General features: G+C 63.8%; 16 protein-coding genes and 1 tRNA gene. 4 read left to right on the top strand and 13 right to left on the bottom strand.

The genetic code is table 11. The features are described 5' to 3' along the window. Window positions 1–76: 76 nt before the first annotated feature. The 10 genes from DRB87_RS08460 to DRB87_RS08415 form a co-directional block, all read right to left on the bottom strand. Window positions 77–1,330: an NADH-quinone oxidoreductase subunit D gene (locus DRB87_RS08460; RefSeq protein WP_130025589.1), complete on the bottom strand. Its 1,254-nt coding sequence runs from the start codon at window positions 1,328–1,330 to the stop codon at window positions 77–79. A 9-nt stretch (window positions 1,331–1,339) separates the two neighbouring features. Continuing rightward, the gene (locus DRB87_RS08455) at window positions 1,340–1,939 is read right to left on the bottom strand and encodes an NADH-quinone oxidoreductase subunit C (protein ID WP_130025588.1); all 600 of its coding nucleotides are present in this window, start codon (window positions 1,937–1,939) and stop codon (window positions 1,340–1,342) included. A gap of 12 nt (window positions 1,940–1,951) precedes the next feature. Then, entirely contained in the window at window positions 1,952–2,431 is a 480-nt protein-coding gene (locus DRB87_RS08450) for an NADH-quinone oxidoreductase subunit B family protein (RefSeq protein ID WP_010807413.1), read from the bottom strand. A 47-nt stretch (window positions 2,432–2,478) separates the two neighbouring features. Next, window positions 2,479–2,838: an NADH-quinone oxidoreductase subunit A gene (locus DRB87_RS08445; protein ID WP_017233013.1), complete on the bottom strand. Its 360-nt coding sequence runs from the start codon at window positions 2,836–2,838 to the stop codon at window positions 2,479–2,481. A gap of 130 nt (window positions 2,839–2,968) precedes the next feature. Further along, window positions 2,969–3,053 (bottom strand) — tRNA-Leu (locus DRB87_RS08440). A 143-nt stretch (window positions 3,054–3,196) separates the two neighbouring features. Then, window positions 3,197–3,565: a preprotein translocase subunit SecG gene (secG, locus tag DRB87_RS08435; protein WP_026131777.1), complete on the bottom strand. Its 369-nt coding sequence runs from the start codon at window positions 3,563–3,565 to the stop codon at window positions 3,197–3,199. Between the two features lie 93 nt (window positions 3,566–3,658). Continuing rightward, window positions 3,659–4,468: a triose-phosphate isomerase gene (gene tpiA / locus DRB87_RS08430; protein ID WP_130025587.1), complete on the bottom strand. Its 810-nt coding sequence runs from the start codon at window positions 4,466–4,468 to the stop codon at window positions 3,659–3,661. Window positions 4,469–4,616: 148 nt separating this feature from the next. After that, a complete protein-coding gene (locus DRB87_RS08425; RefSeq protein WP_130025586.1) occupies window positions 4,617–5,621 on the bottom strand; it encodes an NAD(P)H-quinone oxidoreductase in 1,005 nt (334 codons plus the stop codon). A gap of 443 nt (window positions 5,622–6,064) precedes the next feature. Then, window positions 6,065–6,436, bottom strand: coding sequence for a response regulator transcription factor (locus tag DRB87_RS08420; RefSeq protein ID WP_130025585.1), 372 nt, complete (start codon window positions 6,434–6,436; stop codon window positions 6,065–6,067). Window positions 6,437–6,582: 146 nt separating this feature from the next. Next, window positions 6,583–8,553 (bottom strand): diguanylate cyclase domain-containing protein, encoded by a 1,971-nt coding sequence (locus DRB87_RS08415; protein WP_130025584.1) that lies wholly within the window; start codon window positions 8,551–8,553, stop codon window positions 6,583–6,585. Between the two features lie 309 nt (window positions 8,554–8,862). On the opposite strand from DRB87_RS08415, the gene mutS reads away from it, so the two are divergent. Next, window positions 8,863–11,586 carry a DNA mismatch repair protein MutS gene (mutS, locus tag DRB87_RS08410; RefSeq protein WP_130025583.1) on the top strand — a complete coding sequence of 908 codons (2,724 nt, stop codon included), beginning with the start codon at window positions 8,863–8,865 and terminating at the stop codon, window positions 11,584–11,586. Between the two features lie 43 nt (window positions 11,587–11,629). On the opposite strand, the gene DRB87_RS08405 is transcribed toward mutS, so the two are convergent. Further along, a complete protein-coding gene (locus DRB87_RS08405; RefSeq protein ID WP_130025582.1) occupies window positions 11,630–11,875 on the bottom strand; it encodes a hypothetical protein in 246 nt (81 codons plus the stop codon). A gap of 429 nt (window positions 11,876–12,304) precedes the next feature. Here DRB87_RS08405 and DRB87_RS08400 point away from each other — a divergent pair, with 429 nt between their 5' ends. Beyond that, window positions 12,305–12,973 (top strand): hypothetical protein, encoded by a 669-nt coding sequence (locus DRB87_RS08400; RefSeq protein WP_130025581.1) that lies wholly within the window; start codon window positions 12,305–12,307, stop codon window positions 12,971–12,973. 151 nt (window positions 12,974–13,124) lie between these two features. On the opposite strand, the gene DRB87_RS08395 is transcribed toward DRB87_RS08400, so the two are convergent. Beyond that, window positions 13,125–13,658 (bottom strand): peptidylprolyl isomerase, encoded by a 534-nt coding sequence (locus DRB87_RS08395; protein ID WP_130025580.1) that lies wholly within the window; start codon window positions 13,656–13,658, stop codon window positions 13,125–13,127. Window positions 13,659–13,788: 130 nt separating this feature from the next. Here DRB87_RS08395 and DRB87_RS08390 point away from each other — a divergent pair, with 130 nt between their 5' ends. Together DRB87_RS08390 and DRB87_RS23010 are read left to right on the top strand one after the other, a co-directional pair. Continuing rightward, window positions 13,789–15,012, top strand: coding sequence for a cupin domain-containing protein (locus tag DRB87_RS08390; RefSeq protein ID WP_130025579.1), 1,224 nt, complete (start codon window positions 13,789–13,791; stop codon window positions 15,010–15,012). 175 nt (window positions 15,013–15,187) lie between these two features. Continuing rightward, window positions 15,188–15,424 carry a hypothetical protein gene (locus DRB87_RS23010; protein ID WP_165385262.1) on the top strand — a complete coding sequence of 79 codons (237 nt, stop codon included), beginning with the start codon at window positions 15,188–15,190 and terminating at the stop codon, window positions 15,422–15,424. Between the two features lie 121 nt (window positions 15,425–15,545). Here DRB87_RS23010 and DRB87_RS08380 read toward each other — a convergent pair whose 3' ends face one another. Next, on the bottom strand, window positions 15,546–16,337 hold the full coding sequence (locus DRB87_RS08380; RefSeq protein WP_130025578.1) for an MBL fold metallo-hydrolase: 792 nt from the start codon (window positions 16,335–16,337) through the stop codon (window positions 15,546–15,548). Between the last annotated feature and the right edge of the window lies 1 nt (window position 16,338).

The following is a 16,338-nucleotide window of genomic DNA, read 5'->3' as shown; positions in this document are numbered from 1 at the left end:
TGGAACGGCAATGGCATCGACCTGCGAAACCCTGCCGAATTAAAACTTGCGGGCGCCAGAGGCGCCCGCTGCGCGTTCAACGATCGATCTCGCCGAACACGATGTCCTGGGTCCCGATGATCGCCACAGCATCGGCAATCATGTGACCCTTCGCCATCTCGTCGAGCGCGGAAAGATGGGCAAAGCCCGGCGCACGAATCTTCAGGCGGTACGGCTTGTTCGCGCCGTCCGACACCAGATAGATGCCGAACTCGCCCTTCGGGTGCTCGACGGCGGCATACGTCTCGCCGGCGGGCACATGGAAGCCTTCGGTGAAGAGCTTGAAATGGTGAATCAGCTCTTCCATGTTCGACTTCATTTCGACCCGCGAAGGCGGCGCCACCTTGTGATTGTCCGTAATCACCGGACCTTCATTGGCACGCAGCCACGTCACGCACTGGCGGATCAGGCGGACAGACTGGCGCATTTCTTCCACGCGCACCAGATAGCGGTCGTAGCAATCGCCTTCCTTGCCCACAGGAATGTCGAAATCGAGACGATCGTACACTTCGTACGGCTGCTTTTTGCGCAGATCCCAGGCAATGCCCGAGCCGCGCAGCATAGCGCCGGAGAAGCCGAGCTGCATGGCACGCTCGGGCGATACGACGCCGATCCCCACCAGACGCTGCTTCCAGATACGGTTGTCGGTGAGCAGCGTTTCGTACTCGTCGACACACTTCGGGAAGCGGTTGGTGAAGTCCTCGATGAAGTCGAGCAGCGAGCCTTCGCGTGCTTCGTTCATCTTCTTGATGGCGCGCTCGTTGTGGAACTTCGATGCACGATATTGCGGCATCGCGTTCGGCAGGTCGCGATACACGCCGCCCGGACGGTAGTAGGCCGCGTGCATACGGGCACCCGAGACCGCTTCGTACACGTCGAACAGGTCTTCGCGTTCACGGAAGGCATACAGGAACACCGCCATCGCGCCCACGTCGAGTGCGTGGGAACCAATCCACATCAGGTGATTCAGAATCCGCGTGATTTCGTCGAACATCACACGGATGTATTGCGCGCGAATCGGCACGTCGACGCCGAGCAGCTTCTCGATCGCCATCACGTAGGCGTGCTCGTTGCACATCATCGAGACGTAGTCCAGACGATCCATGTACGGCACGGATTGCAGGAACGTCTTCGACTCGGCGAGCTTTTCCGTCGCGCGGTGCAACAGGCCGATGTGCGGATCGGCGCGCTGGATCACTTCGCCATCCAGCTCGAGCACCAGGCGCAGCACGCCGTGCGCTGCCGGGTGCTGCGGACCGAAGTTCAGAGTGTAGTTCTTGATGTCTGCCACAAGGCCACCTTAATGTTTCAGACCGGCGTAATGTTCTTCGCGGATGATGCGCGGCGTAATTTCGCGCGGCTCGATCGTCACCGGCTGATAGATCACCCGCTTCTGCTCGGGGTCGTAACGCATTTCGACATAGCCCGAGGTCGGGAAGTCCTTGCGGAACGGGTGACCGATGAAGCCGTAGTCCGTCAGAATGCGGCGCAGATCCGGGTGCCCTTCGAACACGATACCGACCAGATCGAACGCTTCACGCTCGAACCAGTTGGCCGAACTCCACAGATCGATCAGCGACGCCACGACCGGCAGATCGTCGTCCGGGGCGAACACGCGCACGCGCAGACGCCAGTTGTGGGTCAGCGAGAGCAGATGCGAGACGGCGGCGTAGCGCGGGCCGTCGTAGGCACCGTCGCCGTAGGCCGAGTAGTCCAGGCCGGCAACGTCCATCAACTGCTCGAACTTGAGCTCGGGATGATCGCGCAGCGCGCGCGCAACCTCGAGATAGTCGCTCGCCTTGACGGTCAGCGTCAGCTCGTCGAGGGCTTCCACCAACTGCTCGGCGCGGGCGCCAAGCACGTTTTGCAGGGTGGTCTTGAGTTGTTCTAGTTTAGACATGGGCGGGAGCGGTTATTTACGCGCGATCGTCGCAGTCCGCTTGATCTTCGACTGCAACTGGATGATGCCGTAGACGAGCGCCTCGGCCGTCGGCGGACAGCCCGGCACGTAGACGTCGACCGGCACGATGCGATCGCAACCGCGCACCACCGAGTAGGAGTAATGATAGTAGCCGCCGCCATTGGCGCACGACCCCATCGAGATTACCCAACGCGGCTCGGCCATCTGGTCGTACACCTTGCGCAGCGCGGGTGCCATCTTGTTGCACAGCGTACCGGCCACGATCATCACGTCCGACTGACGCGGGCTCGGGCGGAACACCACGCCAAACCGGTCCAGATCGTAACGCGCCGCGCCAGCGTGCATCATTTCGACGGCACAGCAGGCCAGGCCGAACGTCATCGGCCACAGCGAACCCGTGCGCGTCCAGTTGATGAGTTTGTCAGCCGTGGTGGTGACGAACCCTTCGCGCAAAACCCCTTCGATGCTCATATGCTTACCCTGAATCCTTCTGCAATGCGGCCAATACGATGCCGGCCTTATTCCCAGTCGAGCGCACCGCGCTTCCAGAGGAACACGAAACCGATCAGCAGCTCAAGCAGGAAACCCATCATGGAGATAAAGCCCACCCAGCCGATATCGCGCAGGGCGACGCCCCACGGAAACAGAAATGCCGTTTCGAGATCGAACAGGATGAAAAGGATGGCGACGAGATAGTAGCGCACATCGAACTTCATGCGCGCGTCTTCGAATGCCTCGAAGCCACACTCGTACGGAGAGAGTTTTGCGCTGTCGGGTTTGTTGGGGCCGAGGAATTTACCGACCCCAATCAGTAGCGCCCCAAGACCGCCACCTACCAGAATAAACAGCAGGACGGGATAATAGGTTCCGAGGTTCAACTCTACCCTCTTTTTGGTTAGTCCAAAAACCGCTTTCGTCATTGGCGTGGGGGCCAAAAAGCGGATGAACAGTGAGCACAAAATAAAATGCCAGCCAAAGCATAAACGCAAGGCTGGCATCGGAGAACTGTGGTGCCGACGGCGAGACTCGAACTCGCACAGCTTTCGCCACTACCCCCTCAAGATAGCGTGTCTACCAATTTCACCACGTCGGCATTCAAATTCTGCAATCCGCTGTCACTTACGAATCGCTTCAAGACCGCTATATTAGCGCTCTTCAGCATTTTGTTCAACGCACAAATCGATTTTTTTTCGATTTTCTTTACAGCTTATTACACGTCGCAAACCGTGCTGCGCCTTACTTCGGCACGTCCTGCGGATTGGCTGCGGAAGCACTCACCGGCGCACTTGCCGCGACCGCGCCCGACGCCGTCATCGGCGACGTTGCGGCCGGCAAATTACCAAGGACACCGATGTTTGCCGCCGGCTTGTACGAACCAAGATACGTGAGACCCAGCGTGGTTACGAAGAACACGGCCGCCAGCACTGCCGTGGTCCGCGACAGGAAGTTTGCGGAACCCGACGCACCGAAGAGACTGCCCGACGAACCGCTACCGAATGCAGCGCCCATATCGGCACCCTTGCCATGCTGGAGCAGCACCAGACCGATGATGCCCAGCGCGGAAAGCACCTGCACCACGATCAACAACGTTTTCAACAACCCCATCTCATCACCCGTATAGAAGAATCCGATTTGCCGTGCATTTTTGGTGCACTGCATCATAACCATTTCGTGCCGTTACGAAACCCGGCATCGGCGTCAGCGCGACAGACCCGCCTCGCAAATCGCCAGAAAATCGACCGCCTTCAATGCCGCCCCGCCGATCAACCCACCATCGACATCCGCCATCGAAAACAGCTCGGCCGCGTTATCCGGCTTCACACTGCCACCGTACAACACCGCCACATCCATCACCGCCTCGCCCTTCGCACGCAGCAGCGAGCGCAAATGCGCATGCACTTCCTGCGCCTCGGCCGACGTTGCCGTCTTGCCTGTGCCGATCGCCCAGACCGGCTCATAGGCCACAACAATCTGCACCGCCTGCGCCGCCGTCAGCGCCGTGAGCACCGCATCGAGCTGACGCGTCACGACAGACATTGTTTCGCCGGCTTCACGCTCGGCGAGCGTTTCGCCGACGCATACGATCGGCGTCATGCCCGCGTCGAGCACACGCAAGGTCTTTGCCGCGACGCCCGCATCGGTCTCGCCGTGGTACGTGCGACGCTCCGAATGCCCCACAATCACGAACTGTGCGCCGAACTCGGCAATCATCGGCGCGGAGACTTCGCCCGTGTAGGCACCACTCACCTGCGCCGACACCTCCTGCGCACCGAAGCCCAGCACCTGCCCCGAGAGGCGAGCCTGACATTGTGCGAGATAGGGGAACGGCACACACACGGCCGCCGTCACGCCCGGGGCGCTCAACACCGGTGACGCCAGCAGGTCGCCCAGCAGCGCCTCGTTGCCGGCCAGACTGCCATGCAGTTTCCAATTGCCCACGACGAGCTTGCCCGCCTTGCGGCCTAGGGTGCGAGCCGAAGCCGCAGTACCCGCAGTACCGATTGTCACGCGTGATCCCCCAATGCGTAAGGACGAAAAACCTCTCATTCTAGTGCGTCAGGGGCATGGGGGTCAATTTCGCCGACTTTCAAACGTGCGAATCCGCATGAAATGGGGCTTTCACGCGGATTCGCCTCGTGCGCCGACGCGAGATGACTTACCAGGTCAGCACGATCTTCCCGACGTGCGTACTCGTTTCCATCAATGCATGGGCTTTGTCTGCTTGATCGGCCGGGAACGTCTGATAAATCACCGGCCGGATCTTGCCAGCCGCGAACAACGGCCAGACCTTCTCGTAGAGGTTCTGTGCAATCGCCGCCTTGAACGCCACAGAGCGCGGACGCAGCGTCGAGCCAGTCACCGTCAGGCGGCGGCGCAGCAGCGCCCCCATATCCAGCGTGGCCTTGCTGCCGCCGAGCAGCGCGATGATCGCGATGCGCCCATCGAATGCCAGCGCCTGCACTTCACGCGGCAGATAGTCGCCCCCCACCATGTCGAGCACGACGTCCACGCCGCGATCGCTGGTGAGTGCCTTCGTGACGGCGACGAAATCCTCGGTTTTGTAATTGATGCCCCGCTCCGCGCCGAGCGCTTCGCACGCGCGAGCCTTTTCATCGGAACCGGCGGTCGCGAACACACGATGGCCCATGGCCACGCCGAGCTGGATCGCCGTCACGCCGATACCGCTCGTGCCGCCCTGCACCAACAACGTCTCCTTTTCGCCCGACTCGGTCTCGCCGAGGTGAGCGCGATCGAACACATTGCTCCACACGGTGAAGAACGTTTCGGGCAGCGACGCCGCCTCGACGTCCGAGAGCCCCTGCGGCACCGGCAGCACCTGCGCGAGCGGTGCGGCGCAGTACTCGGCATAGCCCCCGCCCTGCACCAGCGCGCAGACGCGCGAGCCGACTTTCAATCCCCAGCGGTTATCCGGGCCGTCGAGCTTGCCATCGACGATCTCGCCCGCCACTTCGAGCCCCGGCAGGTCCGAGGCGCCCGGCGGCACGGGATACTGCCCGATGCGCTGGAGCACATCGGGACGGTTCACGCCCGACGCGGTGACCTTGATGAGCACTTCGCCCGGCTTGAGTTCGGGGCGCGGCCGCTCTGTGAGCTTGAGCACTTCCGGTGCGCCGTATTGGGTGATCTCGATCGCCTTCATCGTGTCTTTCCTCGGTTGTCTGGACGACGCGCCGCATCAACGCCGGCTGCCCGTCTCGTTTCGTGGGATCGCGAGTCGTGCGGCCGCCCGCGAGTCAAACGCCGCGCGCGCCATGCCACAGACCTCGCATGAAAAATGGTGTCGAGCCGTACCTTATCACCGACGGCGCGATCGCGTCGGGCGTCGATGCAGGTCTCGGCGGCATTCGGGATCAAACGAGATCAAACGAGATCAAACGGGATTATTCGGGACAACTGAGGGGCAACTGAGGGACCACGGCCAGACAGGGGCATGCGCGGACGCCGGGGGCATTGGCGCGCGCGCCGTTTGACGAGCGCGTCGCGTGCGATCTCGAGACCGCGCGCGACGCGCCGGGTTAGCCCCAAAAGCGGGGCGCCGGCTGCCCGCAGGCCGCTCGGCGCCGCCACCTCGCCCTGGCGCCGTCAGGCGACGCCTTCCGACCCTTCGTCGATCAGCCCGTGCCGTATGGCGTAGTCGGTCAGCTCCGCACGATCGTCAAGCGCGAGTTTGTGCAGAATTTGTGCAACGTGTGATGCAATCGTCCGCTCGCTCAAATGCAACGCGTGCGCGACTTCATTGACGGCCAGGCCGTCGACCAGCATATGAAACACTTCATTTTCGCGAATCGACAAGCTCAGGTGCCTCGACTTGTCGTCGTGCGCATCGGCGTCGTGCCGCGCGCGCGGCCCCCGATGCGAAGCCTGCGGTGGCTCACGGCGCGCCCCGGGTTCGCGCCACCTTGCGTCGGAAGCCGCCCGCGATGCTGCCCGGCTTCGTCCGCCTTCGAGTTTCATGCCCGCCTCCTGTAAAGAAACGTCCCACGCCCGAACCGTCGGCCGCACGTCGAGGCGAACGGAGGGCGTCGCCTATTGTGCGTCAGACAATTCGCGCTCGTATCTTCGGGGAAGCTGATCGCTGTGGCGCATTCGATTGGTTGTGCCTAATCCGCCACGCATGCACCGTCGCCGAGCACGAAGCGGCCGCGGCCGCCATGCTTGGCGTCGTACAGCGCGCGGTCCGCCGCGTCGAACATCATGTCGGGCGTCTTGACTTCACCGCTCGCGACCATCGCCACGCCCACGCACGCGCCCACCGTGACGGCCCCGACGGACAGCGACATCGGCCGCGATGCTGCATCGAGAATCGACATGGCCGTGCGCTCCACATCGAGAATATCCTGTACGTCGCGCATGATGACGGCGAATTCATCGCCACCGAAGCGGGCAATGACGTCGCCCTCGCGCACGCTCGCGACCAGCCGTTTGGCCAGACGCCGCAGCAACTCGTCGCCGAGCGCATGCCCCCACGTGTCGTTGACGAGCTTGAAGCGATCCAGATCGACGAACAGCAGCGCCTGCGCGCCGCCCCCCTCGCGCGCCACGCGCAACGCACCCGCCAGCGCCTGATCGAAGCCCTTGCGATTGAGCAGCCCCGTCAGATGATCGGTGTGCGATTCGCGCCGCCAGCGCCGCTCGTTCGAGCGCTCGACGGTGATATCGCGGACAAACACATGAACGCCGGCGAGGACATCGTGCATGGCCCATTCCGGCTGATAGCTCACTTCAAAGCAGCGGAACGCCGCGTCGTCGCCAAAATCCCAGATGAACGTGGCGGCTTCGCCCGCGAATGCCCGGGCGAGATGCGGCGCGAACTCGCGATAGAGCGATGGGCCGAGCAGCTCGCTCGCCGTCGCCCCGAGAATGCGTTCACGCGGCCGCCGCAAACGCAATTCACAGGCCCGATTCACGAACGCAAAGCGCTCGTTGCTGTCGAGAAACGCGACGAGATAGGGCACCCGATCCGCAATTTCCTGCATGCGCCGCACACTCGCCCGCGCCGCCTCGCGCGAGCCCTCGAGCGCCTCGGTACGATCGCGCAGTTGCTCCATCATGTCGCGAAACGCGTTTGCGAGCGCGCCTATCTCGTCGGCACGCTGAACAGGCAGCGACTGCACCGCGCGCATGTCGCCGGCGCTGCGCCGCACGAGGTTGCGAAGTGTATCGAGCGGACGCAACATGTGCCGCGCCATCCACCACATCGCGAACGCGGCCAGCCCGATCGCGGCGATCGCGAGCAGGATCACGCGACGCCGCACGCGCGCAAGCGGATCGAACGCTTCGGCGCCGGGCACCACCGCGACGACCGACCAGCCGGTCGTGGCCATGGTCGCGCGCGCCACCAACGGATGCATGCGCAAGAGAGGGTTCGGCCCCGGATCGTGCACGCCGCAGAGCGTCTGCGCCGGGCCGACGGGCGAGAGAATCTTCGTCACGTCCGCCTGAATGACGTAGCGCGCGGGATTTTCATTCGTCGTCACGCAGTAGCGCCCGCTGGCGCCGACCGCATTGCTCGCCAGATCGACCATGAAGTTTTGCCGCAGCAGATTGATCGCGCCGCCGATCACGGCAATCGTCTTGCCCTGCGCGCCCACGACGGGTACCGCGAGGATAATGCCCGGCGAGCGGGTGATCCTGCCCGCGATCAGTCCGGACGCCGCCTGAGGCGCGCCCGCGAGCACCTGCCGGAAATAGTCGCGATCGGCAATGTTGATCGCCGTGGCGGGGAACGTCGAGTCGTAGCGCATACGGCCGTCGGGCGCGGCTACGAAAATCGTGTTGAAGGTCTCGGGCATCGACACCGACATGTTGGCGAAGGCATCGAACTGGGCGAGCGTCATCGCGTCCGGATTGCCAAGGTGGCGCGCCATGCGATGCAGAGCGAGAAACTTCCCGCGCATCTTGTCGTCGAGCTGTTCGGCAACAAGCTGGACCTGGGTGTCGAGCTGCGCCTGCATCGAGCTTCGCAACTCCCCGTAGACAAAGAATTCGATGCCGACGGCGACGCCGACGATCAATATCATCGAGACCAGGGCCGTCGTGGCTGCGACCCGTCCCTTCAACGACTTCACCATGCTGGCCCGTGCGAAAGTAGCTTGTGATGCTTTTTGGTTATTTTTGCGGGTGCTTATCCCCGAAACGGCACATTTTCTGGAAACTTGAGCAAAATTTGCCGCCTTCGTGTCACCACCTCATCGACACGCGCTTGCGACATTGCCGGATGGCGGCTAACGATGTTCGCCGAACCCGTCGTAAAATTGCGCATCCAACGCGCCACGAGGGGGCGACGCGGCGCGCGCCACGCTGAATCGGCGCGGTATCGGACGCCGGCAGGGTCTCCCCGCCACCCCTCGTGACCCGATCTGCCCGACCCGACCGAATTCATGACGAGCACCCAAGCCCAAGCCACCCCCGCCGCCGCCGCACCGATGACGCCGATGATGCAGCAGTACACGCGCATCAAGGCCGACCATCCGAACATGCTCGTCTTCTATCGCATGGGCGATTTCTACGAGCTGTTCCACGACGACGCAGCCAAAGCGGCACGACTGCTCGACCTGACGCTCACCGCGCGGGGCCAGTCGGGCGGGCAACCGATTCGCATGGCCGGTGTGCCGCATCACGCCGTGGAGCAATACCTCGGCAAGCTCGTCAAGCTCGGCGAGTCGGTGGCCATCTGCGAGCAGATCGGCGATCCCGCCACCGCCAAGGGTCCGGTCGAGCGCAAGGTCGTGCGCATCGTCACGCCGGGCACGCTGACCGACGCCGCATTGCTCAGCGACAAGGTCGACCAGTATCTGCTGGCCGTACAAATGCCGCCGGCGCGACGCGCCAGCGAGCGTGTCGCCGGCCTCGCCTGGCTGTCGCTCGCCAGTGGCGAGCTGCGCCTGATGGAAGTCGCCGCCGACAAGCTGCCGCGCGAGCTGGAGCGCATCCGCCCGGCCGAGACGCTGGTGCCCGACAGCGCCCTCGAAGCCTTCGAGGGCTTCTCCCTCGGCACCACGACGCGCGTGCCCGACTGGCACTTCGACACGGCCGCCGGCACGCAACGCCTGCGCGATCAACTGGGGGTCGCGAGCCTGACGGCCTTCGGCTGCGACGGCCTGAACCCGGCGCTCGGCGCAGCCGGCGCATTGCTGCAGTACGCGGCGGCCACGCAGGGCCAGTCCTTGCGCCATGTGCAAAGTCTGAACGTGGAGCGGGAAGCCGCCTATATTGGCCTCGACGCGGCCACGCGGCGCAATCTGGAACTCACCGAAACGCTGCGGGGCACCGAATCGCCGACGCTACTCTCGCTGCTCGACACTTGCGGCACCACGATGGGCAGCCGGCTGATGCGCCACTGGCTGCATCATCCGATGCGCGATCAGCAGGTGCCGCAGTCGCGTCAACTGGCCATTGCGACGCTGCTCGAAGGCCCGGGCACGTGGCGCGCGCTGAACAGCGAATTGCGGCATGTGGCGGACGTCGAGCGGATCACGGCGCGCCTGGCGCTGCTCACCGCGCGACCACGCGATTTGTCGAGCCTGCGCGATGCGTTGCGCCGCCTCCCCGAACTGCACACCACGCTGCGTGCCGTCGAAGCGCGCTCGCCGCTGCTTGCGATGCTGCACGAAGACCTCGCGATTCCAGAGGCCGCGCTCGCGTTGCTCACGCGCGCCATCGCCGAAGAACCGGCGGCCATGCTGCGTGACGGCGGCGTCATCGCGCGCGGTCACGATGCCGATCTCGACGAACTGCGCGATATCTCGGAGAACTGCGGCCAGTTCCTCGTCGATCTGGAAACGCGCGAGCGTGCGCGCACCGGCATCAACAATTTGCGGGTCGAGTTCAACAAGGTGCATGGCTTCTATATTGAAGTCACGCGCGGCCAGACCGACAAGGTGCCCGACGACTACCGCCGCCGCCAGACGCTCAAGAACGCCGAGCGCTACATTACGCCGGAGCTGAAGACGTTCGAGGACAAGGCATTGTCCGCGCAGGAGCGCTCGCTCGCGCGGGAGAAGCTGTTGTACGACGCGCTGATGCAAGCACTGCTGCCGCACATCACCGAGTTCAAACGCATTGCGCAGGCGCTCGCCCAGTTGGACGTTCTCGCCGCGCTGGCCGAGCGTGCCGAAACGCTCGGCTGGGTCAAGCCCGAGCTGGTGGACGATCGCGTGGTCGACATTCGCCAGGGTCGCCACCCGGTCGTCGAACGACAAGTGGAACGCTTCATCGCCAACGACTGCTCGCTGGACGACGCGCGCCGCCTGATGCTCATCACCGGCCCGAACATGGGCGGCAAGTCGACCTTCATGCGTCAGACCGCCCTCATCGCCCTGCTCGCTTACGTCGGCGGCTACGTGCCCGCCGAGGCGGTGCGACTTGGCCCGCTCGACGCCATCTTTACGCGAATTGGCGCGTCGGACGACCTCGCGGGCGGACGCTCGACGTTCATGGTCGAGATGACCGAGTCGGCTGCGATTCTGCACACGGCGACCGACCAGAGTCTGGTGCTGATGGACGAGATCGGGCGCGGCACGTCAACGTTCGACGGTCTCGCGTTGGCCTGGGCGATTGCGCGGCATCTGCTTGGGCACAATCGCAGCTACACGCTGTTCGCCACCCACTACTTCGAACTGACGCAACTGCCCGACGAGTTTGCGCAATGCGCGAACGTGCATCTGTCCGCCGTGGAGCACGGCGAAGGGATTGTGTTCCTGCATGCGGTGCAGGACGGCCCGGCCAGCCAGAGCTACGGATTGCAGGTCGCGCAACTCGCCGGGGTGCCGATGCCAGTCATTCGCGCGGCGCGCAAGCATCTCGCGTTACTCGAACAGCAGGCGCTCGATCCGGCCGCCCCACAACTCGATCTGTTTGCGCCGCGAGCACCGGTCGATGCCGACATCGATGACGCATCGGAGGACACTTCGGATAGCGTGCCGAACGGCCCGCTCGCGACGCAGGGTAGCGGTGGCTCGACGCACCGTGCCGCCGCCCTCGATCCCGCCGCCGAGGCGACGTTGGCGCGTCTGTCGCAGATCGATCCCGACGAGCTGCGCCCGCGCGAAGCGCTCGAGCTGCTGTATGAACTGCGCGGCCTGATGGACGGTCGCAAGCACTGACGTCGCCCCTCATGCCGAGCCTGCCTCGCCTGCGCGCCCCTCGTCACACAAGCCACGGCCTGCGCGCCGTGTGCCTCTTGGCGCTCGCGTTCGCGCTCGTCACGGGCACCGCACCGACGACGGCCGCATCGGCAAACGCCAGGATGGCCACGACCTCCAGGGGGAAGACAACGACCAAGCCCGGCGCCAAAGGCCCGCGCAAGCCGCCACCGTTCGAATTCGCGGTGCTGGGCAACACCCCCTTCGGCAACACGGAGGTGCCGGTGGTGCGCAACGTGCTCGCGAGCATTGGTGACAGTCAGGCCGTGTTCGTCGTCCATGCGGGCAATCTCAAAAGCGTGACGGAGTCGTGTCGCGACGAACTCGTCACGCAGCGCCTGAGACTTCTCGCCAGTTCGCCCAAGCCGCTCATCTACGTACCGGGGGCGAACGACTGGGCCGATTGCCAGCGCGCCACCGAGGGCGGCTACAACCCCGTGGAGCGGCTCGACTTCCTGCGCGATCAAGCGTTCAGCGACGATGCGTTGCTCGGCCCCGGCCCCGTGGGTCACGCGCCACTCGATCTCACGCGTCAAAGCGACATGGCGCGTTTTCGCCAGTATCACGAAAATGTGCGATGGTTCTATAACGGCGTGGTATTCGTCGGCCTGAATCTGCCCGGCAACAACAACAATTACCGCTCGGCGGGGGACGCAACGGCGAATTCGAGGACCGGGCCGTGGCGACGCGCGTCTGGCTGCAGCATGCGCTCGTCTACGCGAAGCAGAAGGAGGCGGTCGGCATGGTCATCATTGCGCAGGCCGATCCCGCGTTCGAACCGGCGCGACGCGCAGGGCTGGGAAGTCTTTTCTCGGATCGCGTGGGACGCCACGGCGTCGACGGCTTCAAGGAATTCCGGACGCAGTTGCTACGGCTCACGAATCGCTTCAAAGGACCGGTGCTGCTCATCGACAGCGGCAAGACGATGCGTCACGTGCAACCGCTGCGCGATGCCCGCGGCGCACCGGTGAAGTCGTTCACCCAACTGAGCACCTACGGCTCGCCAACCGCAAATCGATGGGTGCGCGTGCTGGTCGATCCGGGCGCGTCGTCACTCTTCCGTTTCGAGGGGGTGACACTACCGTCCAATAGCGCCGCGGCAACTAACACCCCGCGCGGCGGCGCAACACCGGCGTCTGGCGGACCCCCCGCCGGTGCGGCAGCGCCGGCGCCCGGCAGCTTGCCCCACGCAATGCCCTATGCAGCGCCCTATTCGGCGCTCTACCCGTCGTCCGGCATGTCGAACGACCTGGGCCCGGCCGCGTCGGATCCCAATCAAGGGGTCATGCCCATCGGGCCGGCGCTCCATCCGAACACGGGTACGCGCACCCCCAGGCGTGGCAACTGAATGCTCGCCTGAAAACGCAAACGCCGAATCCGGCGCATTGCATATCGCAATGCGCCGGATTCGGCGAAAGCCCGCGTACGGCGCGTGCGTCTTGCGTCACCTGCCCGGCCATGCGCCACAAGGCGGCAGCGGGCAGCGCGACGCGTCAGCCTCAATGCAGCGTAGGCGCGTCGTCCTGATCTTCGTCTTCGTCGACGACTTCAAGCCCCGACGCGCCATGGGCGTGCTGGTGCTCGATTTCTTCTTCCGTCGCCTGACGCACGTCGGCCACCTTCAGGTCGAAACGCAGCGCCATGCCCGCGAGCGGGTGATTGCCGTCGAGCACGACCTTGTCTTCGGCAACGTCGGTCACCGTGTAGATCAGCGTGTCGGCCTCCTCGTCGCCATCTTCCGGCGAGCCTTCGAACTGCATGCCGACTTCGAGCGGATCCGGGAAACGACCACGCGCTTCGATCTTGATCATCTCGGGATCGTAGTCGCCGAACGCGTCGGACGGTTCCAGTTGCAGTTGCGTTTCATAGCCCACGTCCTGGCCGTCGAGCGCTTCCTCGATCTTGGGGAACGTGCCATCATATCCGCCGTGCAGGTAAACCATCGGCTCGGCGCCGCTTTCTTCGATCAGGTTGCCCTGAGCGTCCGACAACTTGTAAGTCACCGAGACGACGGTATTCTTTTCGATCTTCATCAAACTCTCCGAAAAACAGCCCGCATTATACGCGCAGCTGCATGACATCGCCCCGCGCGCAACCCGACGCCACCTTGAATCGTACAACGGCGTGCATGGCGCAGCCCTCTCTTGATGCATTGATCCACCCATGACGACATCCCGCCTCCCCTCGCCTCTGCTCGGCGGCCTCGCGCCGGACGCATTCATGAAGCGCTACTGGCACAAGCGCCCGCTCCTCATCCGCCAGGCCATTCCCGGCTTCACCGCGCCACTCTCGCGCGACGCGCTGTTCGCGCTGGCGGCGCGGGACGACGTCGAATCCCGACTGATCAGCCATGCCCGCAAACGTTGGCAACTTGAACATGGGCCGTTCGATGCGGACGATCTGCCGCCACTGAGTCGCAAGCAATGGACGCTGCTCGTGCAGGGGGCGAATCTCCACTCGCCGGCCGTCGACGCACTCATGCAACAGTTTCGCTTCGTTCCCGACGCGCGTCTGGACGACGTGATGATCAGCTACGCCACCGACGGCGGCGGCGTCGGCCCGCACCTCGATTCCTACGACGTTTTTTTGCTGCAGGCGCATGGCAAGCGACGCTGGCGTATCGGGCCGCAGCGCGACACCACGTGGCTCGATGGCGTACCGTTGCGCATCCTGAAGCACTTCGAGGCCGAAGAGGAGTGGGTGCTGGAGCCGGGCGACATGCTGTACCTGCCGCCGGGGTATGCGCATGATGGCGAAGCGCAAGGCGAGTGCATGACCTACTCAATCGGCTTTCGCGCGCCGCTGGAGCAGGAAATGCTTCAGAACTTTCTGTACTACCTCGCGGAAAACGCGCCCGCACTACCGTTCGCCCGCCATTTTGCGGGCCGTTACGCCGACCCGGGACAATCGGCCGTCAAACATCCGGCGGCGCTACCCGATGCCATGATCGAGACCCTTGTGGCGCAGCTCGAAAAGGTGCGTTGGGGACAAAAAGAGGTCGAGGATTTCCTTGGGCGTTGGCTGAGCGAGCCCAAGTCGCATGTGTTTTTCGATCCGCCGCAAACCCCGCTTTCGGCGACAAGATTCGTGCGCGAAGCGGCCGCGCGCGGCTTGGCCCTCTCGCCCAAGACGCAATTGTTGTATCGACGCAACCGATATTACGTCAACGGCGAGCCGCTCGACGTCCCTGTCGATGCGCGCGCGACCTTACGGCGCCTCGCTGACCACCGTCAGTTAAATGCAGGCGAATGTGCGAATTTGGGGCAAAAAGACCAAGAAATCGTCGAAATTCTGTACGATTGGTATGCTTCCGGGTGGCTGCAGGTGGAAAGCGACCCGAAGACCCCGCTAAAGTTGCGCGCCGTAAGGAAAAAAGCGGGGAAATGACGCGAGATTGACGTGACGGGTTGGGGAAAACCCAATATAATTTCTCGCCAAGCAGCTTGCATGACCAAGGGTAATCCTCAATTGCCAATGTCTCGCAATCGGCTTTGCGCTGGCAAGAGCGTATTACCGTAATTAATATTCATTCGCTTGTCTTCTACCATAAAAGGACGTGATCATGAAGAAGTCTCTCCTCGTCGCTTCGTTGTTGGCTATCGCCCTGACCGCCTGCGGCAAGAAGGAAGAAGCCGCTGCTCCGGCTGCTGACACGGCTGCTTCGGCTGCTGCTGCTGTTGCTGACACGGCTGCTTCGGCTGCTTCGGCTGTCGGCGCTGCTGCTGACTCGGCTGCTTCGGCTGCCGGCGCTGCTGCTGATGCCGTTGCTTCGGCTGCTGACGCTGCTGCCAGCAAGTAAGCTATCGCTGCCGCAAGGCAGTTGAGAAAAAAGCCGGTCGAAAGACCGGCTTTTTTGTTTGTCGCAACGCTTCGCGTCCAACGCCAGGCACCCTGCCTGCATCAAGACACGCTCTGTATCGCTAGCACGTCAGCCAATCGAAGCCCCCCGCCTGCGTCGCCACGAGGATCTCGGTGGCCGCCGAGCCGATGACTGACGACATCGCCGCCATCGCCAGCTCGGGCGTATTGTTCTGCTCGCTCAAATGCGCACCGATCACGCGCTGCAGCTTCCTCCGGTCGATCGCTCCCAGAATCTCCGCCGCCGAGTCGTTCGCCAGATGGCCATAGGTGCCGCCAATGCGCGCCTTGAGCGATGCCGGATACTTGCTGTTCGCCAGCATGTCGCGGTCGTGGTTGCATTCGAGCACCAGGGCATCGCAGCCACCCAGTGCCGCGACCAGATGCGCCGTCGCGCACCCCGCATCCGTGAGCACACCCAAACGGCGGGCGCCGTCGGAAAACACGAACTGCAGCGGCTCGCGCGCGTCGTGAGGCACCGTGTAAGGATGAAGCTCGATATCGCCCACGGCAAGCCGCTCATCGGCGCGGCACCAGCGCACGAGGGCCGCATCGCCCTCGCCCTTGAGCGTGGCGTGGACCTTGACGGCCTGCCCCGTTCCCCAGCTCATGATGAGAGGAATCCGGTACTTGCGAGTGAGGGAAAGTGCGCTGCCGATGTGGTCGGCATGCTCGTGGGTGATGACAATGGCGTCGAGCGACGCCACATCGATCGCGCGTGCCGTCAGGCGCCGCTCGACCTCCCGCATCGAGAAACCGCAATCGAGGAGAATGCGTGTCGTGGAGGCGCCTTCCGACGCCTCCACCAGCAGGGCATTACCTTCGCTGCCACTGCCAAGACTGGCGAACCGCACG

Source organism: Pandoraea sp. XY-2 (genome assembly GCF_004193915.1).
GTDB lineage: Bacteria > Pseudomonadota > Gammaproteobacteria > Burkholderiales > Burkholderiaceae > Pandoraea > Pandoraea cepalis.
Note: the sequence above shows the minus strand (reverse complement) of the source record. Positions and strands in the feature narration are given on the sequence as shown.